The organism is Paraburkholderia fungorum (genome assembly GCF_046027215.1).
Taxonomy (GTDB): domain Bacteria; phylum Pseudomonadota; class Gammaproteobacteria; order Burkholderiales; family Burkholderiaceae; genus Paraburkholderia; species Paraburkholderia fungorum_D.
This window is the reverse complement of sequence record NZ_JAQQEN010000001.1, coordinates 2,972,757-2,994,237: the sequence shown is the minus strand read 5'-3', so window position 1 is coordinate 2,994,237 and position 21,481 is coordinate 2,972,757. Positions and strand designations below refer to the sequence as shown.

The 21,481-nt window shown below is 62.4% G+C and carries 20 protein-coding genes and 5 tRNA genes; 18 read left to right on the top strand and 7 right to left on the bottom strand.

Annotated elements, in window-relative coordinates; all coding sequences use genetic code 11:
• Position 1: 1 nt before the first annotated feature.
• Together PQR27_RS13280 and PQR27_RS13275 are read left to right on the top strand one after the other, a co-directional pair.
• Positions 2-1,600 (top strand): ABC transporter ATP-binding protein, encoded by a 1,599-nt coding sequence (locus PQR27_RS13280; protein ID WP_408525483.1) that lies wholly within the window; start codon positions 2-4, stop codon positions 1,598-1,600.
• 137 nt (positions 1,601-1,737) lie between these two features.
• Positions 1,738-2,403 carry a C40 family peptidase gene (locus PQR27_RS13275; RefSeq protein ID WP_408524094.1) on the top strand — a complete coding sequence of 222 codons (666 nt, stop codon included), beginning with the start codon at positions 1,738-1,740 and terminating at the stop codon, positions 2,401-2,403.
• Between the two features lie 151 nt (positions 2,404-2,554).
• On the opposite strand, the gene PQR27_RS13270 is transcribed toward PQR27_RS13275, so the two are convergent.
• Positions 2,555-3,502 (bottom strand): patatin-like phospholipase family protein, encoded by a 948-nt coding sequence (locus tag PQR27_RS13270; protein WP_408524093.1) that lies wholly within the window; start codon positions 3,500-3,502, stop codon positions 2,555-2,557.
• A 447-nt stretch (positions 3,503-3,949) separates the two neighbouring features.
• Between PQR27_RS13270 and gltX the strand changes: the two genes are divergently transcribed.
• The 6 genes from gltX to PQR27_RS13240 all read left to right on the top strand — a co-directional run bounded on the left by gltX (position 3,950) and on the right by PQR27_RS13240 (position 6,277).
• Positions 3,950-5,359: a glutamate--tRNA ligase gene (gene gltX, locus PQR27_RS13265; protein ID WP_408524092.1), complete on the top strand. Its 1,410-nt coding sequence runs from the start codon at positions 3,950-3,952 to the stop codon at positions 5,357-5,359.
• 121 nt (positions 5,360-5,480) lie between these two features.
• Positions 5,481-5,556 (top strand) — tRNA-Ala (locus PQR27_RS13260).
• 165 nt (positions 5,557-5,721) lie between these two features.
• A tRNA-Glu gene (locus PQR27_RS13255) sits at positions 5,722-5,797 on the top strand.
• Between the two features lie 104 nt (positions 5,798-5,901).
• Positions 5,902-5,978, top strand: a tRNA-Asp gene (locus tag PQR27_RS13250).
• 60 nt (positions 5,979-6,038) lie between these two features.
• Positions 6,039-6,114, top strand: a tRNA-Glu gene (locus tag PQR27_RS13245).
• An 86-nt stretch (positions 6,115-6,200) separates the two neighbouring features.
• A tRNA-Asp gene (locus PQR27_RS13240) sits at positions 6,201-6,277 on the top strand.
• Positions 6,278-6,381: 104 nt separating this feature from the next.
• Here PQR27_RS13240 and PQR27_RS13235 read toward each other — a convergent pair.
• Positions 6,382-6,807: a TerB family tellurite resistance protein gene (locus PQR27_RS13235; protein ID WP_408524091.1), complete on the bottom strand. Its 426-nt coding sequence runs from the start codon at positions 6,805-6,807 to the stop codon at positions 6,382-6,384.
• Positions 6,808-6,912: 105 nt separating this feature from the next.
• Positions 6,913-7,098 (bottom strand): DUF3563 family protein, encoded by a 186-nt coding sequence (locus PQR27_RS13230; protein WP_408524090.1) that lies wholly within the window; start codon positions 7,096-7,098, stop codon positions 6,913-6,915.
• 316 nt (positions 7,099-7,414) lie between these two features.
• On the opposite strand from PQR27_RS13230, the gene PQR27_RS13225 reads away from it, so the two are divergent.
• The 4 genes from PQR27_RS13225 (at position 7,415) to PQR27_RS13210 (ending at position 10,565) form a co-directional block, all read left to right on the top strand.
• Positions 7,415-7,711 (top strand): hypothetical protein, encoded by a 297-nt coding sequence (locus tag PQR27_RS13225; RefSeq protein WP_408524089.1) that lies wholly within the window; start codon positions 7,415-7,417, stop codon positions 7,709-7,711.
• Between the two features lie 92 nt (positions 7,712-7,803).
• Positions 7,804-8,073, top strand: a complete 270-nt coding sequence (locus tag PQR27_RS13220) for a hypothetical protein (protein WP_408524088.1) — start codon at positions 7,804-7,806, stop codon at positions 8,071-8,073.
• A gap of 313 nt (positions 8,074-8,386) precedes the next feature.
• The gene (locus PQR27_RS13215) at positions 8,387-9,700 is read left to right on the top strand and encodes an ATP-binding protein (protein ID WP_408524087.1); all 1,314 of its coding nucleotides are present in this window, start codon (positions 8,387-8,389) and stop codon (positions 9,698-9,700) included.
• A gap of 190 nt (positions 9,701-9,890) precedes the next feature.
• Positions 9,891-10,565: a response regulator transcription factor gene (locus PQR27_RS13210; RefSeq protein WP_408524086.1), complete on the top strand. Its 675-nt coding sequence runs from the start codon at positions 9,891-9,893 to the stop codon at positions 10,563-10,565.
• Between the two features lie 87 nt (positions 10,566-10,652).
• On the opposite strand, the gene PQR27_RS13205 is transcribed toward PQR27_RS13210, so the two are convergent.
• Complete coding sequence (locus PQR27_RS13205; RefSeq protein ID WP_408524085.1) at positions 10,653-11,624, bottom strand: alpha/beta fold hydrolase; 972 nt, start codon at positions 11,622-11,624, stop codon at positions 10,653-10,655.
• Positions 11,625-11,812: 188 nt separating this feature from the next.
• Between PQR27_RS13205 and PQR27_RS13200 the strand changes: the two genes are divergently transcribed.
• Complete coding sequence (locus tag PQR27_RS13200) at positions 11,813-12,316, top strand: universal stress protein (RefSeq protein WP_408524084.1); 504 nt, start codon at positions 11,813-11,815, stop codon at positions 12,314-12,316.
• A 99-nt stretch (positions 12,317-12,415) separates the two neighbouring features.
• On the opposite strand, the gene PQR27_RS13195 is transcribed toward PQR27_RS13200, so the two are convergent.
• Both PQR27_RS13195 and PQR27_RS13190 read right to left on the bottom strand, forming a co-directional pair.
• Entirely contained in the window at positions 12,416-13,855 is a 1,440-nt protein-coding gene (locus PQR27_RS13195; RefSeq protein ID WP_408524083.1) for an NAD-dependent succinate-semialdehyde dehydrogenase, read from the bottom strand.
• A 46-nt stretch (positions 13,856-13,901) separates the two neighbouring features.
• Positions 13,902-15,071 carry a mandelate racemase/muconate lactonizing enzyme family protein gene (locus tag PQR27_RS13190; RefSeq protein WP_408524082.1) on the bottom strand — a complete coding sequence of 390 codons (1,170 nt, stop codon included), beginning with the start codon at positions 15,069-15,071 and terminating at the stop codon, positions 13,902-13,904.
• Positions 15,072-15,244: 173 nt separating this feature from the next.
• Here PQR27_RS13190 and PQR27_RS13185 point away from each other — a divergent pair, with 173 nt between their 5' ends.
• Both PQR27_RS13185 and PQR27_RS13180 read left to right on the top strand, forming a co-directional pair.
• A complete protein-coding gene (locus tag PQR27_RS13185; RefSeq protein WP_408524081.1) occupies positions 15,245-15,967 on the top strand; it encodes a GntR family transcriptional regulator in 723 nt (240 codons plus the stop codon).
• Positions 15,968-16,014: 47 nt separating this feature from the next.
• Positions 16,015-16,905 (top strand): SMP-30/gluconolactonase/LRE family protein, encoded by an 891-nt coding sequence (locus PQR27_RS13180; protein WP_408524080.1) that lies wholly within the window; start codon positions 16,015-16,017, stop codon positions 16,903-16,905.
• A gap of 3 nt (positions 16,906-16,908) precedes the next feature.
• Here PQR27_RS13180 and PQR27_RS13175 read toward each other — a convergent pair whose 3' ends face one another.
• Positions 16,909-17,952, bottom strand: coding sequence for a LacI family DNA-binding transcriptional regulator (locus PQR27_RS13175; protein WP_408524079.1), 1,044 nt, complete (start codon positions 17,950-17,952; stop codon positions 16,909-16,911).
• Between the two features lie 136 nt (positions 17,953-18,088).
• On the opposite strand from PQR27_RS13175, the gene araD reads away from it, so the two are divergent.
• The 3 genes from araD to PQR27_RS13160 are packed head-to-tail and all read left to right on the top strand — an operon-like array spanning position 18,089 to position 21,418.
• On the top strand, positions 18,089-19,819 hold the full coding sequence (gene araD / locus PQR27_RS13170) for an L-arabinonate dehydratase (RefSeq protein ID WP_408524078.1): 1,731 nt from the start codon (positions 18,089-18,091) through the stop codon (positions 19,817-19,819).
• A gap of 16 nt (positions 19,820-19,835) precedes the next feature.
• On the top strand, positions 19,836-20,645 hold the full coding sequence (locus PQR27_RS13165) for an HpcH/HpaI aldolase family protein (RefSeq protein ID WP_408524077.1): 810 nt from the start codon (positions 19,836-19,838) through the stop codon (positions 20,643-20,645).
• Positions 20,645-21,418, top strand: a complete 774-nt coding sequence (locus PQR27_RS13160) for an SDR family NAD(P)-dependent oxidoreductase (RefSeq protein WP_408524076.1) — start codon at positions 20,645-20,647, stop codon at positions 21,416-21,418. Before PQR27_RS13165 ends, PQR27_RS13160 begins: the two co-directional genes overlap by 1 nt.
• Positions 21,419-21,481: the final 63 nt, after the last annotated feature.

The window sequence follows — 21,481 nt, the reverse complement described above, 5'->3', positions numbered from 1 at the left end:
CATGACGCCGCCGCTGCTGGAACTCGATCGTCTGCATGTGACTTTCGGCGACACGGTCGCCGTCAAGGACGTCACGCTCGCGATCGAACGCGGCGAGCGGGTCGCGCTGGTGGGCGAATCGGGCTCGGGCAAGAGCGTGACCGCGCTGTCGATCCTGCGTCTTTTGAGCGATGCGCAAGTGAGCGGGGCAATCCGTTTCGATGGCCAGGATCTGCTCGCGAAAAGCGAGCGCGAGATGCGCGGCCTGCGCGGCTCGGACATCGCGATGATCTTTCAGGAGCCGATGACAGCGCTCAATCCGCTCTATACGGTCGGGGACCAGATTGCGGAAACTATCGTCGTGCACGACGGCGTGCCGGCCAATGAGGCGCGCAAGCGCGCCGTAGCCCTGCTGGGACGCACCGGTATCACGGAGCCAGGCAAGCGGGTGAACAGCTATCCGCATCAGCTCTCGGGCGGGCAGCGGCAACGCGCGATGATCGCGATGGCGCTCGCGTGCCGTCCCCGCCTTCTGCTCGCGGACGAGCCGACCACCGCGCTCGACGTCACGATTCGCGCGCAGATCGTCGATCTGCTGCTGGAATTGCAGCGCGACGAAGCGAAAAAGCGTGGCATGGCCGTATTGCTGATCACGCACGATCTGAATCTGGTGCGCCACTTCGCCCAGCGTATCGCGGTGATGGAGCGGGGCGTGCTGGTCGAGAGCGGGCCGGTCGAGCAGGTCTTCGAGTCGCCACAGCATCCGTACACACAGCGGTTGCTGGCGAGCCGGCCGCAGCGCACGGTGGTGCCGGTGCTGCCGATTTCGCCGGTGCTGCTGGAAGCGCGCGACGTCTCGGTCGATTTCAAAACGAAGCTGCCGGGTATTGGCGGCTGGTTCCGCTCGGGGCGCTTCCGCGCGGTTGCGGACGCGACCGTTTCGGTGCGCCAGGGCGAGACCCTGGGGATCGTGGGGGAATCGGGGTCGGGCAAATCGACGCTCGCGATGGCGCTGCTCGGTCTGCAGCGCACCGTCCACGGCGAGATCGAGTTTCAGGGCAGGGCGCTCGGCAGCTACCGCGGCGTCGAACAGACGGCGCTGCGTTCGAACATGCAGGTGGTTTTTCAGGACCCGTTCAGTTCGCTCTCGCCGCGCCAGACGATCGAGCGGATCGTCGGCGAAGGGCTTGCCCTGCACCGCCCGCAGATGACGCCGCAGGCGCGCCGCGACAAGGTGATGTCGGTGTTACGGGAAGTCGGCCTCGACCGCACGGTGCTGTACCGCTATCCGCATGAGTTTTCCGGCGGCCAGCGTCAGCGGATTGCGATTGCGCGGGCGCTGGTCCTGGAACCGCGCATTCTGATCCTCGACGAGCCGACCAGCGCACTCGATGTCTCCATTCAGCAACAGGTGCTCAAGCTGCTCGCCGAATTGCAACAGAAGTACAACCTCGGCTTCGTTTTTATCAGTCACGACCTCGCTGTAATCGGCGCGATGGCACACCGCGTGGCGGTCATGCAAAACGGTTCTATTGTGGAAAGCGGGGAGGTCGAGCAGATTTTTGCGACGCCGTCACATCCTTACACTCGGAAGCTTCTAAAAGCGGCGCTTGACCATTGATTTTTCACCCTTTCACCAATTGGGTGCGTATCTCGATTGTATTTTTCTATTTGTTTTGACACATGAATACTTACTAGCTAGTATCGACCAAACTTTTTTCCGTAGACCCCTGATTTTTAGGCAAAAAATACCGACCAATGCAGCACAGAAACCTCACCCAGGCTTGCACGCGCGTCGTCGCCGGGATGTTCATTGGCGTCTTGATGGCAGCAGCTCCCGGCGCGTTCGCCGACGAAGTAAGCAGTTTTAATCAGAATGCCTCATTTTCGACCTCTAACGGGTCGAATGCCTTGTCCTCCTTGAATTCGCAAACCGCCGCCGCCGATAGCGACGGCGGCGCCAAATCGTTCCTCTCCGGCATGGCCGGAAAAGCGGGCGACGTGGTCGTCGGCGCGCTGAACATGATCGGCGTTCGCTACCGTTGGGGCGGCACTACGCCCGATTCGGGGCTCGATTGCAGCGGCTTTGTTCGCTACGTCTTCCAGGACACGCTCGGTATGGCGCTGCCGCGCCGTGCTGAGGAAATGAGCCGCGTCGGCGAAAAGGTGCGCGTGAGCGACCTGAAGCCGGGCGACCTGGTGTTCTTCAATACGATGCGCCGCACGTTCTCGCACGTCGGCATCTACATCGGCGACAACAAGTTCGTGCATTCGCCCTCCACGGGCAGCACGATTCGCGTCGACGATATGGATAGCGGCTACTGGGAAAAGCGCTTCACGGGTGCTCGCCGGATCGAAACGTCCTACCAGGACAGTCAGGATCTGAAGAAGCGCGTGAATGCGGCAATCGGCGGCAATCAGTAACTAGTCCGTTGCGCGCGTCGGCGATGCTGACGCGATAAAAAAGCCTGCTTCTTTCGAAGCGGGCTTTTTGCGTTGGGACGCGCGCCCGGCGCTGAGATCGTTTGGCAGGCAACGCGCCGGCAGTCGAGACAGCCGGCGCGGCCTGGCTGGGTTACACCGCCGCGCGGCTCGCGGCCAGCTTGCGTTGTAACTCCGGCATCATCTTCGCCACCGCTTCCTCGCCGGCCAGAATCGCCGCGTTGCGTTGGGAAAAATCGCTGCCGCTCATGGCCGCCAGATTCGGCCGGATCACGACGTCTGCGTATTTGTCGAGTTCGTAAGCCTTGATGGTCTGGCCCATGATCGTGAAGGTCTGCATCAGCACGTCGAACGAACTGGCGGTGAGGCCGCTTTCCGGGCGCTGCGAGATATCCACGGCGATCACGAAATCCGCGCCCATCTTGCGCGCGAACGAGGCCGGCACCGGGCTGACCAGGCCCCCGTCCACATATTCGTGGCCGCCGATCTTCACCGGTTCGAAAATCGACGGCACGCTGCATGACGCCCGCACTGCGATACCGGTATTGCCGCGCTGGAACAGGATCGGCTGACCGGTCTTCAGATCCGTGGCGACAACGCCGAGCGGCTTGACCATCTTCTCGATCGGGCGATTGTTGAGCGTCGTGTTCAGGTAGTTCTGCAGGGCGATGCCTTGCAGGAAGCCCCGGGTGCGAAACGGCATCGCCCAGTCGCTGATCGACGCCTCGTCCATGGTCAGCGCGAGCTTGTTTAGCGCGAAGCCGTTCATCCCCGATGCATACAGCGCGCCAACCACCGACCCCGCACTGGTTCCGGCCACCAAATCGACCTGGATATTGCGCGCTTCGAGCGCCTTGATCACGCCGATATGCGCGAATCCGCGCGCGGCGCCGCCGCCGAGCGCGAGCGCGACACGCATCGGCCGCTGCGGCTTGTCGAGCGGCGGCGTGGTGGACGCAGGCGTGGCCGCGACCCGCGTGTTGTCGCTTTTGCTACCTGTGGTCGTGCAGGCGGCGAGGACGGCGGAGGCGGCCGCCAGCGAAAAATGGCGGCGGGCAAGGCGAGGGGTGGACGGTTTCAATGAGTTCTCCAGCAACGGCAGGGCGACGCGCTTTGGCGTCGCCGAGTGGCCGCGATCAGGCGGATAGGCAAACGGGCAGCATCGCCGATGGCGCTTGCAACGCTCGCAACGCTTGCAACGCGTATTGCGCGTAATGCGGCGTGGCGCGCTGCGCTCCTATCCCTGGCCGCAACGCGCGCACATCATAAATCAAAGCTTCCGGCGTGCGGCGCGCGCGTAATGAAACGTTGCAGAAGGAATCCTCGGGCGCCGCGCAGCGCGTGCCGTGCGCCGCGGCTGGCCGTTTGGACGAGGGCAGGCAAGCCGCTGCCGGAAGGTATAATTCGGCTCTCGCATTTTCCTTTGCGTCCGTGCACGGCGTCCTGTGCTGCGCGGATGCAGCTCCGCTGCCGCGCTGTGTGGGCGATGTTTGCCGCTGCGCTGGCGCCCGTCTTCCGAGTAACGCTAATGACCACCTCCGTTCGTACCCGCTTCGCACCGAGTCCCACCGGCTTCATCCACCTCGGCAACATTCGCTCCGCGCTGTATCCGTGGGCGTTCGCGCGCAAGATGAAAGGGACCTTCGTGCTGCGAATCGAGGACACCGACGTCGAACGCTCGACCTCCGAATCCGTCGACGCCATTCTTGAAGGCATGGCGTGGCTCGGCCTGGACTTCGACGAAGGCCCGTTCTACCAGATGCAGCGCATGGACCGTTATCGCGAAGTGCTCAAGGAGATGCAGGACGCGGGGCTGGTGTACCCGTGCTACATGTCGACCGAAGAGCTGGATGCGCTGCGTGAGCGCCAACGTGAAGCGGGCGAGAAGCCTCGTTACGACGGCACGTGGCGCCCTGAGCCCGGCAAGGTCTTGCCGCAGCCGCCGGCGGGTGTGCAGCCCGTGCTGCGCTTCCGTAATCCGCTCACGGGTGTGGTGGCGTGGGACGACGCGGTGAAAGGCCGTATCGAGATCTCGAACGAGGAGCTCGACGACCTCGTGATCGCACGCCCGGACGGTACCCCGACCTACAACTTCTGCGTGGTGGTCGACGATCTGGATATGCGCATCACGCACGTGATTCGCGGTGACGACCACGTGAACAACACGCCGCGCCAGATCAACATTCTGCGTGCGCTCGGCGGTGAACCGCCGGTGTATGCGCACCTGCCGACCGTGCTGAACGAGCAGGGCGAGAAGATGAGCAAACGTCACGGCGCGATGAGCGTGACGGCGTATCGCGACGCTGGTTTTCTGCCGGAAGCGGTGGTCAACTATCTGGCGCGTCTGGGCTGGTCGCATGGCGACGCGGAGATTTTCACGCGTGAGCAGTTCGTCGAATGGTTCGATCTGGAGCACCTGGGCAAGTCGCCGGCGCAGTACGACCACGACAAGCTGAACTGGCTGAACGCGCATTACATCAAGGAAGCGGACAATGCACGTCTTGCGGAGCTTGCCAAGCCGTTCTTCGCGGAACTGGGCATCCATGACGCTGCGATCGCGCAAGGCGCGGAGCTGAGCGCGGTGGTGGGCTTGCTGAAGGACCGTGCGTCCACGGTGAGGGAGATCGCGGAGAACGCGGCGATGTTCTATCGCGAGCCGGCGCCGGAAGCGGATGCGCTGGCGCAGCACATTACCGAAGCCGTGCGTCCGGCGCTGGCCGATCTGGCCGCCGCGCTGAAGACCGTGGAGTGGACCAAGGAGGCGATCTCGGCCGCCCTGAAGGCAACGCTCGGCGCGCACAAGCTGAAGATGCCGCAACTGGCCATGCCGGTGCGTCTGCTTGTGGCGGGCACCACGCACACGCCTTCAATCGACAGCGTGTTGATGCTGTTTGGCCGCGATGTCGTTGTGAGCCGTATCGAGAAAGCGCTGGCCTAAACGCATTCGCGCGAGCCTTGAGAGGGTTTGCATGCGACTTGCAAAAAAGTCGCATGCAATTGCTCAAAGGGTATTTACAAAGCGGAAATTGGCCTCTAGAATCTCGTTTCTGTTCTGCAAGGGGGGTATAGCTCAGCTGGGAGAGCGCTTGCATGGCATGCAAGAGGTCAGCGGTTCGATCCCGCTTACCTCCACCATCAGAGCAGAGTGAAGTCGTTCCGAAGTCTGGAGCTTGTAGCAAAAAAGACTTCACAAACAGTTGTAACGTAGTTAAAATAGCGGTCTTCGCAGTTGACGAAACGGAATAACTGACAAGTTAGCGTGAGTTAGCAGCGAGTTAAAGACAGATCTGAAAAGATTATGTCCCCTTCGTCTAGAGGCCTAGGACATCACCCTTTCACGGTGAGTACAGGGGTTCGAATCCCCTAGGGGACGCCAAACATCAGCGTCGCTTTAGTGTTCGAGTTGCAGTATCGATCGGCAGTAAAGTAGCGCAGCTTGCAGAGAAAAAACCAACGCTCGCAAGTCAAGATGGGCAAACTGGAGTGGTAGTTCAGTTGGTTAGAATACCGGCCTGTCACGCCGGGGGTCGCGGGTTCGAGTCCCGTCCACTCCGCCAGACAAAGCCCGTTCATATGAACTTGAACGGGCTTTTTCATTAAAGGTGTAAGCGTACGTTGTCCCCTTCGTCTAGAGGCCTAGGACATCACCCTTTCACGGTGAGTACAGGGGTTCGAATCCCCTAGGGGACGCCAAGACATCGGCATCGTTCGGTCAGCAGTGTGAGCGGTGCGTTGGCTGGTCAAATGAGCAAAGCTCATCAGCCATGATGTAAAGATCTGGAGCGGTAGTTCAGTTGGTTAGAATACCGGCCTGTCACGCCGGGGGTCGCGGGTTCGAGTCCCGTCCGCTCCGCCAGATTGCTCGAAACGTTCTGTTCCACGCTAGCTGTTCAGAACTGTCCAAAAAGATAGCGCAGAGCCTTTAGTCGAAGGTTCTGCGTTCATCGCCTCCGAAGTAACCTACCCAGTCCATTCTGATTCGTCCTGTTTAGCCATAATATTTTTGCTGGCTTGAATAATGTCATTCGAGGCGCGCGCACGAGTCTGATCGCCTCGCGTGGACGCGCCCAGATCCGCGTGTTCCGGGCATTCCCACGCAGCTCGTACAAGGCCGAGAAATTCGGCTTCCGCTTCGGAGATATGCCCGTCCGCGTGAATGGCTTCCTTGCATAGCCAGATGACGTCACGCCGCATTTGCCAGTCCTGCACGTCGGCCGCTAGGTGCGCGACGATGACGGGATCGAGCCTGCATGCGTCCGCCCAATTCAGATAGGCGGCGGAAGTCAGGTCTTCACACAGCGTCTGCACGACGGCCAGAAACTGACGCGGTCGCAACGACAATCGCTGCTCGATGTCATGACGATCGAGCGCTTCAATCTCGTCCATTCCTACGTGTCCGTCCGCCAGCAAGCAGGCGGCGACGATGCGGGCTGCGGCTTCAGGGCTGTCGTGTCGATAGTGGCGCATATCGGTTCTCCTTTCTGTTGAACTTCACAGTTCGTGGTCGCGCGGTGCGAGGCTCGAATGCAGACTGAACGGATAGTCGCTGCTGTCGAGATGACGCATGCGGCGTTCGAGATCCGCGAGATCGGACGATGACGCCAGATACGCGTCGCGTGCTTCGTAGTGAGAAGGCGAGAACCACGACCCCAGTTTTTCGGAAAGTGCGGCAAACATGATGTGCTCCTTGGGTGGCGCGACGCATATCGGGCCGGCGGTCCGCATCGTCGCTTCAGTCCAATGCGTGCCAAACGCGTTTTCTGCGCCTGACTGGCGGTTCGAACCTGAACCTGTGCATCGACGGAACAAATCGTAGGCGCCGTGAATTAGAAAGAAATGAGGCACCTGTGCCGCATTTCACACACGAATCACGTTGTGATTCGCCGCGCGTTTCATACGACAACAGCCGCTCATTCTTTCCTCATTCTCAGCGACCAGAATGCATCTCAACCGATGCAGCCAATGCGCTGCGCCGGAGGTCAAGGAGAAGAACATGAAATGGATTCGCCAGGCGGCCCTCGCCGCCGCATTAAGCATCGGCCTCGTGGGTGTTGCCGAGGCTCACGTGTTCGTCGGCGTCGGAGTCGGCATCGGGGCGCCGGTGATGCCGGTGATGCCGATGGTGGCCGCGGTGCCCGTCGCACCCGTGCCGGTCTACGCACCGCCGCCTGCGCTCGCCTATTACGCGCCGCCGCCTCCCGTGTATACGCCGCCCGTGGTTGTCGGTTATTACGGACACCCGGGCTGGCGCTACCGGCACTACGGATATGGCTACGGCTATTGGCGCTAACGCAGGGCCCGAGCCAGGCACCGAATCAATCGCCATGAGCATGGCGACATGCCCGGACACCGGGCGTTCATCACCTGAATGGAGCATGCAGCATGAAGCACAGACGTCTGACGATGGTTGCCGCGGCCGCCGTCGCGCTTTCCCTGATCTCGGGCTGTGCGGTCGCCGACGACGGCTATTTCATGAGCCGTCATCCGAACATCGAAGCCGCCGACTTCAACGCGCAGCAAGCCATCGAACGGATGCGCGCGGCGCAACGTGCGAACGGCTACGACATGGGCGGCCACGCCGGACGCGCGATCCAGCTGATGCGGGACGCGCGCTACGAAATGCAGGCCGCAGCCGAAGCCGCGACCCGCTGATCACGGCCACCCGACTCGTCATTCCTGGCTAATTCTTCTTCTTTACAGTGAAGTCAAAGGCAGAGAACGGCCGACTTACCGAATGACCGAAAACACCGGGCGGTGCTTGAATCAGTTCTCCATCGCTCGTTACAAACGGTAGGCGCGCAGCAAAGAGCTGCGCGCCGTTGCCGTCGTTTCGACGCCAGAACGCGCCCGGTCACGGGTGTAGAATCGCTTCACAAAAAAGCCTGTCTCGCCCGTCTCTCGCGTTGCACCGAGTGTCCCGGCGTCCACGAAGCACCGTTGGACGAAACACTTTTTCTGCGCCTCCATGATCAAGTCTCTAAGAAACCAGCTTGTCCTCGCGCTTTGCGTGCTGGTCAGCATCGTCGGCGTGGTGCAGGGCGTCAGTTCGTATCAGTTGTCGAAAGCGGGCATGAGCGCGTTGCTCGACCTTCGGCTCGAACAGGTTGCCGGCCGTATGCGCGGCGGATTCGCGGATTCGCTGCCCGCCATTCCCGCGCGCGGCTCGCAACCGGAGCGCGACGTGGTCATTACGATCTGGAAGGACGATCAGGCCACGCCTTACCGCTCGACCGAACCGTCCCTGGCGCTGCCGCGCGAGGCCCCGGCGGGTTTCGTGACGAAAGCCGTTGGCGGCGAAGAGTGGCGCATCTATACACTGCGTGAGCCGTCCATGGTGATTCAGGTCGCGCAACGCTCGGCGGTGCGGCACGAGCTTGCGGAAGATCGTGCGGTCAATACGCTTTGGCCGATGATCGTACTCGTGCCGCTGGTGTGGATTGCCGTGCTGCTTGTCGTGCGCCGCTCGTTGCGCAAGCTGAACCGTTTGGGCGCGCAAGTGCAGGCGATCGACGTCAGTCATTTTCAGCAACTTTCGACGTCGGGCGTGCCGATCGAAATACGTCCTTTCATCAACTCGATCAATCTGATGATCGATCGGCTCGCACAATCGATCGAGTCCGAACGAAAGTTTATTTCCGACGCCGCGCACGAACTGCGCACGCCGCTCACCGCGCTTCAATTGCAGGCGGACAATCTGCAGCCGCATATCGCGCCCGGCAACCAGGAGCGCTTTTGCGAGTTGCGCAGCGGCATCACCCGCAGCGGCGGGCTGATCGCGCAACTGCTCAGGCTTGCGCGTGCCGACGCGGCGCTGCAGGCCGATACGCTGACGCGCGTCGATGTGCCCAAGGTGGTCGTCGACGCCGTGGCCGAAGTATTGCCGATCGCGATGAAGCGCGGCATCGATATCGGCGCCGACGAAATGGCCAGCGCGTTTGTCCGCGCGGCCGAAGCCGACGTCTGCAGTGCCGTGCGCAATCTGGTCAGCAACGCGATCCGCTACACGCCGGACGGCGGCAAGGTCGATCTGAGCGTGCAGGTACGCGACGACATGGTCTGGATCGACGTGACCGACACAGGGCCCGGCATTGCGGAAGAACTGCTGCCGCGGGTGTTCGACCGCTTTTTCAGGGCGAATACGCAGATCGAGGGCAGCGGTCTCGGACTGTCGATCGTTCAGGCGATCGCGAGTAAATATGGCGGCCTGGCGAGTCTTCGCAATCGTCATGACGGCTCGTCGGGGATCGTCGCGTCGGTCGGTTTTCCGGCAGCACCTTAGGCCGCATCGACTCACTTATTGCGTCCGCCTTTTGGGCGGTGGCCGCGACAGGCACGCGTCAGTTATGATGCGTTTCTGACCCGTGTCCGTGTAGCGGCTACACCAGCGGCCTCCGGCCTGGAACGGTTCCCCGTGTTCCGTTCCTCGCGCCGTGGCCAATCACACTATTCGTTGCTGTGGGAACGACATCATGCGAGTTCTACTGGTTGAAGACGACCTGCAGATCGGACAAAGCCTGTTGCGCGCGTTGCAGGACGCGGACTACAGCGTCGATTGGGTGCGCGACGGCAACGCCGGCAGCGCGGCGATCGCGGCCGCTGAATACACGGTCGTGCTACTGGATCTCGGGTTGCCGGGCATGAGCGGGATCGACTTGCTGAAGGCCTCGCGAGCGGCCGGCAACAAGGTGCCAGTCCTGATCCTGACCGCGCGCGACGACCTGGAGGCGCGCGTGCAAGGCCTCGACGTCGGCGCCGACGACTACGTCCTCAAGCCCTTCGACGTTCCCGAACTGCTTGCCCGCATTCGCGCGGTAATGCGCCGCAAGGCGGGCTATGCGGTGTCGCGCCTCGGCGACGATTCCCTCAATCTCGATCTCGACAAGCGCACGCTATGCTGCAATGGCGTGACGGCGGTGCTATCGGCGCGCGAATTCGCGTTGATGCTGGCGTTTCTCGAGCGCCCCGGCACGATCCTGTCGCGCGATCAGCTGGAAGACCGCTTATATGGCTGGGGTAAGGAAGTGGAGAGCAACGCGGTCGACGTGCTGATTCATTCGGTGCGCAAGAAGTTCGGGCAGTCGGTTATCCGCAATGTGCGCGGCCTCGGCTGGACCGTCATGCTGGGCGATTCCGCCAAGGCTTGAAGTCGTTTCCTTATACGCCTTTTCCTCTCTTCTCATCTCCTCGCATGTCCGCGTCGCGCGGGATGGCGCGGCGCCTACCGCGACTCATCAGTGGCGCGCAAATGAATCGATCGCCCGCGCGAGCGCGACCGGGTATTGATACATCATCGCGTGTCCTGCGTGCTTAACCAGCAGAAGCTGGGCGTGGGGCAATAAGCGCATGAGCGCCGCGGCGTTCTCTTTGGCGACGACGGCGTCGTCGGTACCCGACAGCACCAGCGTATCGACACGCACCGGGCGCAGCGCGTCGGCGGCTTTATCGTCCGTTTCCCACGCTTTCAGCGAGGCGGATTGACCATTCGTGACCACGCCGGAAATGGCCGGCGACTGGTAGCCGGCCGGCTTGAACATATCCTTGGCGAAACACCGCTCGGCGTCTTGCACGCTCGATGCCGGGAACAGAACGGCCATGACGTCGTTGAACGTGACGCCAGGCTTGCCGGCCAGTGTCGCCATGATCTGCGCCGGCACCGGCACACCGGTTCGGCCTGGCGCCAACGCGCTCATCAGCACCATCTTGCCGATCGCCTGAGGCTTGTCGATTGCGAGCTGCTGCACGATCGAGCCGCCCATCGACCACCCGAGCACTGTCGTGTGCGTCAACCCAAGCGTGTCGATCAATGCGGCCGTATCGCTTGCCATGTCGTGGATCGTGAAGCTCGACGCGTTGGGCATCGACCGTCCGATGCCACGGTTGTCGAAGACGATGACGTCATGATGTTTCGCGAGTTCGGCGAGGAAGGCTGCGTCCCATTCGGACATCGTCGCGCGATAGCCGGTGACGAGCAGAAGCGGGCTGCCGTGACCGAACCGGTAGTAAGCGAGCGGGCCGCGCGACGTGTCGGCGATCTGTTCGCGATGCTCCGCATAGATCGATGACGTAGCGGGCGGCGCCACGCACGCCGCTTCATGCGGATAGCTCGCGGTTCGCGCCTGAGCGGCGCTCGATAGTGCGGCACTCGACAGTGCGGCACACGCCAATGCAATCGCGAGTGCCGTGGATCCTGGCGACTTCTTCATGTGACGCTCCCTGAATCGATGATAGTCGACGTAACGCTTCAAGCGTATCGCTCGACTATGAGCGCCGAATGAGGACGACGAAGTCTGGAAAGACGCCGTTCGGAGACTGCCCAGCGGCGCTCATTCATTGCTAAGTTTCGCGACCGATCATGCAGTCAACACACAACTGATTGATGGAGGTATCCGAAATGGTCAAGCACGTCCTGGTTGCGGTTGGCGCGGATCTGAGCGAAGGGGCATTGTCGGCGGGCATCGCCCGGGCGCGTGACAATGGCGCGCGGCTTACCTTGTTGCACATCGTGGACGCGATGCCGTGGTGGGCGCTGGCGACGGGCGAGCATGGCTGCGGCGACCTGCTCGTCGCGCTCGATCAGCATGAGCGCGAAGTTGAACAGCACTGCAAGGATGCAATCGAACGCGCCGCGCTCGACACGCCCGCGCAAACCGTTATCTTGCCGCTGCGAGACATGAGTATCGGCCGCGCAATCGCCAATGCGGCGAACGACCTCGACGCCGATCTCATTGTGATCGGTGCCGGACAGGAATCGAGCTGGTGCTTCTGGAAGCAGCGGACCAGCGACGCCGTTGCGCGTTGCACGAGCCGTGCGGTAATGGTTGCGACGACCTCGGAGCCCGCGAAGCAGGAGCGTACCCGTCAACAACCGGCGATTCGTACTCACGCAAGCCCATGACCGGCCGCGTATTACGCGGTGATCAACGTCAGGCCGACGGGTAACGAACCACCGAACCCGCGCCCCCGTATCGGTATCATTGCGAGGGCGCGGACGGCCTCAACGATGCTCGGAAACGAACTTCGTATTCAGATACGCCTCTAGCGCCTCGCTTCCGCCTTCCGATCCATATCCGGAATCCTTGATTCCACCAAACGGCGTTTCGGGCATTCCAAGTCCGTGGTGATTGATCGAGATCATGCCGCTTTCGATATCGTCGCCGAGCGACGCCACCGTGGCCGCCGAGCTCGTGTATGCATACGCAGCCAGGCCGAAGGGCAGGCGGTTGGCTTCGGCGATGGCTTCGTCGTAGGTGCGGAAAGTCGAGATGGCCGCGATCGGGCCGAAAGGCTCTTCGTTCATGATGCGGGCGGATTGCGGCACATCGATCAACAAGGTCGGCTCGAAGAAGTAGCCTTCGCGTCCCCATCGTTTGCCGCCCGTGGCGATCCTCGCGCCTTGCGCGAGCGCATCGGCGACGAGTTGCTCCATCGCGTGCAGACGCCGCTCGTTGGCAAGCGCGCCCATCTGTACGCCGTCATGCAGGCCGTTGCCAACGCGGATGGCTTGAGCCGCGATAACAAAGTGTTCAACGAACTCGTCGCTCACACCCTGTTCGACGATGAAGCGCGTCGGCGAAATGCACACCTGACCCGCGTTGCGAAATTTTGCGGCCGCAAGCAGTTGCGCGGCGCGCGGCACATTGCCATTGGCGAAGACCAGTGCGGGCGCATGACCGCCGAGTTCCATGGTGGCCCGCTTCATATGCACGCCTGCTTTCGCCGCTAGCAGCTTGCCGACCGCCGTCGAACCCGTGAACGATATCTTGCGGATGGCGGGGTGGCCGATCAGGTGGTTCGATATGTCGGCAGGTACACCGAACACGAGGTTGAGCACGCCGGCCGGCAAGCCGGCATCGGCAAACGCGCGAACCAGCGCGGCGCAACTTGCCGGTGTTTCCTCGGGGCCTTTCAACACGACGGAGCAGCCGGCCGCCAGCGCGGCGGAAATCTTGCGCACGGCCTGATTGATCGGGAAATTCCACGGCGTGAATGCGGCGACAGGGCCGACAGGTTCGCGCGTGACGATCTGCCGGACCATGTCGGCACGCGACGGAATCACGCGGCCATAGGTACGGCGCGCTTCCTCGGCAAACCATTCGATGACGTCCGCGGCAGCCAGCGTTTCGGTGCGTGACTCGGCAAGCGGCTTGCCCTGTTCCATGGTCATGACGACGGCGATGTGTTCGGCACGTTCGCGCATCAGCTGTGCCGCGCGGCGCATGAGTGCGCTGCGTTCAAACGCCGGGACCTTGCGCCAGATCCTGAAGCCGCGCAATGCGGCCTCGGCTGCCTCGTCAAGGTCGCTCGCTTGCGCCATCGACACATGACCGATTTCGATCTCCGTTGCGGGATTGACCACAGGCAGCATGCGCGAGGTGGTGCGCCAGGTGTTGTCGATGAAGAGTTGGGTATCGGAATAGGAAGGCGAGGCGCTCATTGAATGTTCACGTAGGTAGAAATAGAAAGGCCGGCGTGCGGTCGAGTTACCCGGCAGTCGCAATCTCGCGGCGCAGTGACGCGATATCGGGTGTGATACCGATGCCCGGTGCTTCGCCAAGACGCACGCGTCCGCCGACAGGTTTTTCGATCGGCCCCGATAACAGGGAACGCAGTGGGTTGGGATTGGCATCGACTTCGAGCAGACCGCGTCCGCCGCTGTCGCCCGCTGCAGCGAGCAGATGCGCCGACGCAAGCAGACCCACTCCCGCGCCGAGGTAATGCGGGCAATACGTGAGGCCCACCGCCTGCACCGCTTGCGTAACGGGCCAGTTGCCGGAAATGCCACCCCACTTGGCGGCGTCGGGTTGAATCACGCTCAGTGCGCCGCTGGCGATGCCAGCCTTGAACGCGGCGTCGTTCGCAAAGTTTTCGCCTGCCGCGAGCGGGGTGGCGATCCGCGCACTCAATGTCTGCCACTCGGTGATGGGGCGGTCGCAGCGCAGCGGCTCTTCGAGCCATCCGGGACGATAGCTGTCGAGCAGCTCGGCCATCGACAGTGCGGTGTCGAGATCCCACGCCTGATTGGCGTCGACCATCAGGCGGTGTTCCGGGCCGATGATCTCGCGCAGTACCTTCAGATTGTCCTCATCGCGCTGCCGTCCGAAGCCAACTTTCAGCTTGAAGGTGTCGAAGCCGCGCGCGAGGTGATCGGCCACGATCAATTCCGCGCCCGTCGGATTCAGGCCGCTTGCATAGACACCAATCTCGTCGCGCGTGCCACCCAGCAGTCGCCAGAGCGGCAGACCGGCGCGCCGGGCCTGCAGATCCCATAACGCGAGGTCGATGCCCGCGATGGCCTGTGCGATGGGGCCATGCTCGCCGGATTGCAGTGCGAGAACGGCCGTACGTTGTGTCAAATGTTCGAACATCGCGGCGGGATGCCCGACGAGCTGTCCTTCGAGCAGTGGGGCAAATACGGTCTGCACCAGCGCCGCGCGATGCTCGGCTCCGCAAGAAGGGAAGTTGCACCACACTTCGCCCCAGCCGGACGTGCCATCACGGGCGACGACCTCGACGAACAGCGCAGGGCGATCACGCATGACGCCAAACGAAGTCTGAACGGGTGTTGCGATCGGGCAGCGCAAAACGTAGGCCTCGACCCGCTCGATGGCGATGGGCGAGAGGTTCGGGTGGTCGTGCTGAGGGTAGGGCATCACTATATTTTCACGGGTCGTCGGACCGGTCGCAAACGTCGCAGCCGACATAAGGTTGTAAAGTATGGTTTATAATACTTTATAAGTTCGATCAACTTCAACATCAAATGTGGATCGGGCGAGATGGGGTACCGGCGTAAGATTCGGTTTTGTTCGTCCACAGCGCGTTAATCATGCGGTCATCCACATCCAGTCCGATCCCGCTCTACCTGCAGATTGCCGATGCCATGCGCGACCGCATTGCGCGCGGCATATGGCGCGACGGCGAACTGATCCCGACTCTCGAACAGATTGCTGCCGAATTCAGCGTGGCGCGCGTGACGGCCCGCCAGGCAGTGCAAATGCTGACGAAGGATGGCGCGTTGACGCCCATGCGAGGCCGCGGCACCTTCGTCAGCGCGCCGGCCGCGTCACTCCGATCCGTGCATGTGGTGACGAGCCTCGATGCGCTGGCCGATACCTATCGCGCGAGCACCCCCGAGTTGCTGACGATCGACGAAAACAGCCGGATGCCGCCGATCCGCGAAAGCGACGGCGCACTCGCTCGCGCGTACACCTACATGAAGCGCGTGCATTCGACCGGCAGCGAACCGTATTGCGTGATTGCGCTGTATCTGGACGAGCGGATTTTTGCGCGGGCGCGCGCGCGTTTTCGCAAGGAAACGGTCATTCCGATCCTGATGGAGATGAAGCCGAAGCCAATGAGCCGGGCCCATCAAACGCTGACTATCGGCACCGCCGACGCCGATACCGCGCATCTCCTGCGGATCCCCGTCGATTCGCCGGTCGCGCGCGTGCAGCGTGTGTTCAACGACGCGAACGGTGTCGTCGTCTACTACGCGGATGTGATCTATCGCGGCGATGCGGTCAAACTGGAAATGGACATGGGCGTGTGAACCGCACACGTCCTAATTGAAAGTGACGTAAGAGAGGAGCCCGAATCATGCAAACCTTCGAATGTGTATTGCCCGCTGCCGCCGCGCTCGGCGAATGTCCGCGCTGGGACGAGCGCCGAGCGAAGCTCTGGTGGGTCGATATTCAGGCCCCGGCGCTGCATTGCTTCGATCCTGCGACCGGGCAGGACACCGCGATTCCGACGCCCGAAAACATTGCGTGCTTTTCGCTGACCGAAGACGGCGGTTTTGTCGCCGGCATGCGCACGGGCATCTTTCTGCTCGATGCAAACGGGCAGGTGGTGCGCAAGCTCTGCGCGAATCCCGAGAATCCTGCGACCAGCCGCTTCAACGACGGCCGCTGTGACGCGCGTGGCCGCTTCTGGCTCGGTACGCTCGATGAGCCGAAGGCAGCCAGTGCGGCGGCGCTGTATCGCTACGCAAACGGCGCGCTGACAACGATCGACACGGGCCTGCTCACGTCGAACGGCATGGCGTTCAGTCCGGACTACCGGTGGTGTTATCACTCGGATACGCCGCGCTTCACGATCTACCGGCATGCGTACGATATCGAAACCGGCGAGGCCGGGCCGCGTGAGGACTGGGTCAAGTTCGAGCCGACGCTGACGGATCGCGGGCGTCCCGATGGCGCCTCGGTGGATAGCGAAGGGTACTACTGGTCGGCGTTGTATGAAGGCGGGCGGGTGGTTCGCATCTCACCGGAAGGCAAGGTGGTCGAGGCGTTTGAACTGCCCGCGCGCTGCCCGACCATGTGCACGTTCGGCGGCGACGACCTGCGCACGCTCTATGTCACCACCGCGCGCCAGGGCCGTCCCGCCAGCGAGATCGAACAGTATCCGCAATCGGGCGGCGTATTTGCGATGCGCGTGCCCGTGCCGGGGCTTGTCGAGAAACGCAGTGCGCCTGCCCCATCCGAATGAGCGTCACGCGCTTTCGCGCTGGACGATTTCATACGACAGCAGCGTGTTGCGTTCAATCGTATCGGCTGGCATGTCCTCGTCGAGCATGCGCAGCAATTCGATCACGCGCAACGCAGCGATCTTGCCCATTTCATAGCGCGGCGGCCGCACGGTCGTCAACGACGGCACGAGCTTATCGGCGATCGACAGATCGCCAAAGCCCATTACGGCGCAGGTCTGCGGGATTGCAATCTTCTGTCGCAGGCCGTGGAGCAGCGCGCCAGCGGCAAGGTTGTCGTTCGGAAAGATGATGGCTTCGGCCGGATTGCGGCCGCTCGTGAGCGTCTGGAACGCTTCAATGCCCGCGTCCAGCGGGATCTCGGATTGGGGGCGGAACGTGACGGGCGGCAGATCCAGCTCGCGCATCGCCGCTTCGTAGCCGTGTGCACGGTCGTTTGCGCCCACGTCGTCGGCGCGATGCGGATGCACGAACACGATGCGGCGATAACCGCGCTCGTAAAGATAGCGCGTGCTGTCCCGGCCCACCGCCGGATTCGAGAACCCCACCTGAATATGCTGCGGTTTGGCCTTGTGCGCCCATGTCTCGACGACCGGGATGCGGGCGTTCGCGAGCAGTTCGGTGGTTTTGCGCGAGCGCTTCTGCCCGGTGAGGATGATCGCCGCGGGCGCCCAGCCGATGAACGCGCGGACGGCCGCTTCCTCCTCTTCCGTCGAATAGTTGCTCGACGCAAGCAATAACTGGTACCCGAACGGACGCAAGGTGTCCGTCACGGCCTGAATGGTCTCCGCATACACGCCGCCTGCGATGTGCGGAATCACCATGCCGATCGAGCGGCCGCGCGCGGAAGCGAGCGAGCCCGCAAATACGTTGCGAACGTAGCCCGTCTGTTCGATGGCGGCGCTGATGCGCTTTTGCATGTCGGGACTGACGCTGTCCTTGCTGTTGAAGTATCGCGAGACCGACATCGCCGAGACGTTCGCCAGTTCTGCGACGTAATGCAGTGTGGTGCGACCGGACCCGCGCCGCTTGCGGACTGACTGACTCATGACCAGGGAAATCCTTAACGAGGTTTGGTTGACTTGGAATTAGCGCTAACTAATACTATCGCAAAGTAGCGCTAACATAAACGTAACAAGGACTCGACGATGTTCGCCGGGTCTCTTCAATCGAAGCAGGTCACAAGTGAAGAAAGAGCGAAAGCGTCTCGAAGATCTCCGTAGCCAGCGATGGCTCGCGCCCGACAACACCCGTTCGTTTGCTCACCGGCAGCGGCTGCAGCAGATGGGCTTACGGCGCGAAGAATTCATGTCGCGCCCCGTGATTGCAATCATCAATACGTGGAGCGATCTCTCGCCATGCCACGCGCATTTGCGCGAACGGGCGGAAGCGGTCAAGCGCGGCATTCTCCAGGCGGGCGGCATGCCGTTCGAGTTGCCGGCCATGTCGCTCGGCGAGGTGCTCGTCAAGCCGACGACGATGATCTACCGCAATTTCCTCGCGATGGAGGTTGAGGAACTGCTGCGTTCACTGCCCATCGACGGTGCCGTGCTGCTGGGAGGGTGCGACAAGACGGTCCCAGGCCTGCTGATGGGCGCGCTGAGTGCTGACCTGCCGTGTATTTTCGTGCCGGCAGGGCCGATGCTCAACGACCGGTATCGTGGCGAGAAAGTCGGCGCGGGCACGCATACGCGCAAGTTCTGGGACGAACGGCAGTCGGGACATCTGAGCGGGCGCGAGTGGATCGCACTGGAATCGCACATGTCGCGCACGCCTGGCACCTGCAACACAATGGGCACCGCGAGCACGATGACGTTGATCGCGGAAGCCATGGGCTTCACGTTGCCTAACGCGGCGAGCATCCCGGCAATGGATTCGGCGCATACGCGCATGGCGTCGAAAAGCGGCGCGCGTGTCGTCGACATGGTGTGGGAAGACCTGAAGCCCTCCACGTTCTTCAACGAAAAGACCGTCGCTAATGGAGTCGCCGCCTATATGGCGATCGGTGGCTCGACGAACGCCGCTATCCATCTGATCGCGATTGCGGGGCGGGGCAATGTGCCACTCACGCTCGACGATATCCAGCGGCTTGGCGCGGGCGTGCCGGTGCTGGCCAACGTGCTGCCGTCAGGCTCCAGCCTGATGGAAGACTTCTACTATGCAGGCGGCCTTCTGGCCCTGCTACAGCGCATTCACGACCGACTCTCGCTGGAATGCATGACGGTGAACGGCCATACGCTCGGCGACAACCTCGAAGGCGCGCTATGCGAGGACGACGACGTCGTTCGCCCGCTCTCGCAGCCCGTCAGCGCGGCACGCGCGCTTGCCGTGCTGCGCGGCAATCTCGCGCCGTCAGGCGCCGTGATCAAGCCGAGCGCCGCGAGCGAGCATTTTCTCAAACACAGTGGCCGCGCGCTGGTATTCGATTCCATGGCGGACCTGAATACGCGCATCGACGACCCCGATCTGGACGTCGACGAAAACACGGTACTCGTGCTGCGCAACGGCGGTCCGCTTGGCGGGCCGGGCATGCCGGAATGGGGCAATCTGCCGATTCCTAAAAAGCTGCTGAACAAAGGCGTGCGCGACATGGTGCGCATTTCGGATTCGCGCATGAGCGGCACGCACTACGGCACATGCGTGCTGCACGTAGCACCTGAGGCGGCAGTCGGCGGTCCGCTCGCCCTGATCCGCACCGGCGATGTGATCGAACTGGACGTCGCCGCCGGACGGCTGGACGTGCGTCTTTCCGACGAGGAACTGGCGCAGCGGCGCGCTCAGTGGCAGCCGGCCGTGAAAATGCCCCCGCGCGGCTACACGAAGATCTTTCTCGAACACGTCACCCAGGCAAACGAAGGGTGCGACTTTGATTTTCTGGCGGGCTGGCACGAGCCAGTCGAGCCCTCGATCTACTAATAGCAGAGGTTTCACGATGAGCAAGCACCCACCCGAAGTGAACGCGTTTCTGGCGTTGCTCGATCGCTCCACGCCGCCACTCGGTACCTGGTTGATGGCGGGCACGGCGAGCAATGCGGAGGCGCTTGGCCATGCCGGCTTCGACTGGCTACTGATCGATATGGAGCACGGCCCCATCGATTTTCGCGACGCATGGCAGATGCTGCAGGCCGTCGATTGCACGCCGGCCGTGCCTATCGTGCGCGTGGCGGGAAGCGACGATCCCGTGCTCGTCAAGCGGGCACTCGATCTAGGCGCGCGTACGTTGATGTTTCCGTACGTGCAGAGCGCCGACGAGGCGCGCCGGATCGTTGCGTCGGCGAAGTACCCGCCGCTCGGACAGCGGGGTTTTGCGGGCGTGCATCGCGCGAGCCGCTATGGCACGTTCAGCGATTACAGCAAGTTCGCCAACGAGCTCACTACATGTATCGTGCAGCTTGAAACACCCGAGGCCATTGAAAACCTCGAAGAAATTGCTGCAGTGGAGGGTGTCGACGCGTTGTTCATCGGCCCGGGTGATCTGTCCGCGGCGCTGGGCAGTATCGGCAACCTGCAGGACGAACGCGTGCAGGCGTTAATGCGATCGGCGGCGCAGCGTGCCCGCGCGGTCGGCATACCCATCGGTACCCTTGGCCCGACGCCGGAGATGGTCAAGGGTTTCGTCGAGATGGGCTACGACTACGTGGCCGTCGGCTCCGATCTCGTGTTCATGATGCAGCAGGCGAAGTCGGTGCTCGCCCGCATGAAGGGACACACCGACACGACGCCGATGGCGGTGGCCTACTGATGAGCACGATCTATTCTTCGCTGGAGAACACGGTTGTGTTCGTCTCGGGCGGCGCGTCGGGAATCGGCGCAACATTCGTGGATGCGTTCGTTGCGCAACGGGCGCGTGTCGCGTTCTGCGATCTCGATGAAGCGGCCGGTCTCGCCTTGTGCGAGCGATATCCGGCGGCATCGCGTCCGTGGTTCGCGCGTTGCGACATTCGCGATGTAGAGGCTTACAGGCAGACGCTCGACGCGGCCGCCGAGGCGCTTGGACCGATCCGCGTACTCGTCAACAACGCGGGTCGCGACGACCGGTGCGCGCTGCAGGATCTGACGCCCGAACGCTGGGAAGACATGATCCGCACGAATCTCACGCATCACGTGTTCGCGGCGCAGCGCGTCGCGCCAGCAATGGCCCGTGAAGGCGGCGGCTCGATCATCAACCTGGGTTCGATTTCGTGGTTGCGCGGGCGGCCTAATCTGATTGCCTATACGGCGGCGAAGGCGGCGATCAGCGGCATTTCGCGCACGCTCGCGCGCGAGTTGGGCGGCGACAACATTCGTGTCAACGCGGTGTTGCCAGGCCCCGTACTCACCGCGCGGCAAGAGGCGCTATGGTTCGATTCGGCTGACGCGAAGCGCTTCGTCGAATTACAGTGTCTGAAATTCCCGGTCCAGACGAAGCATATCGCCGACATGGTGCTGTTTCTTGCGTCGGACCAGTCGGCGGCCGTTACGGGTCAGAACATGATTGTGGACGCCGGCCTCGCGCAGGTGTCGGTGGTTGGATAGCGAGCAGGTTGCGGGACGGATAAGCGTAGTGTCCCCAATGCTTCTTTTCTGGAGGAGACCATT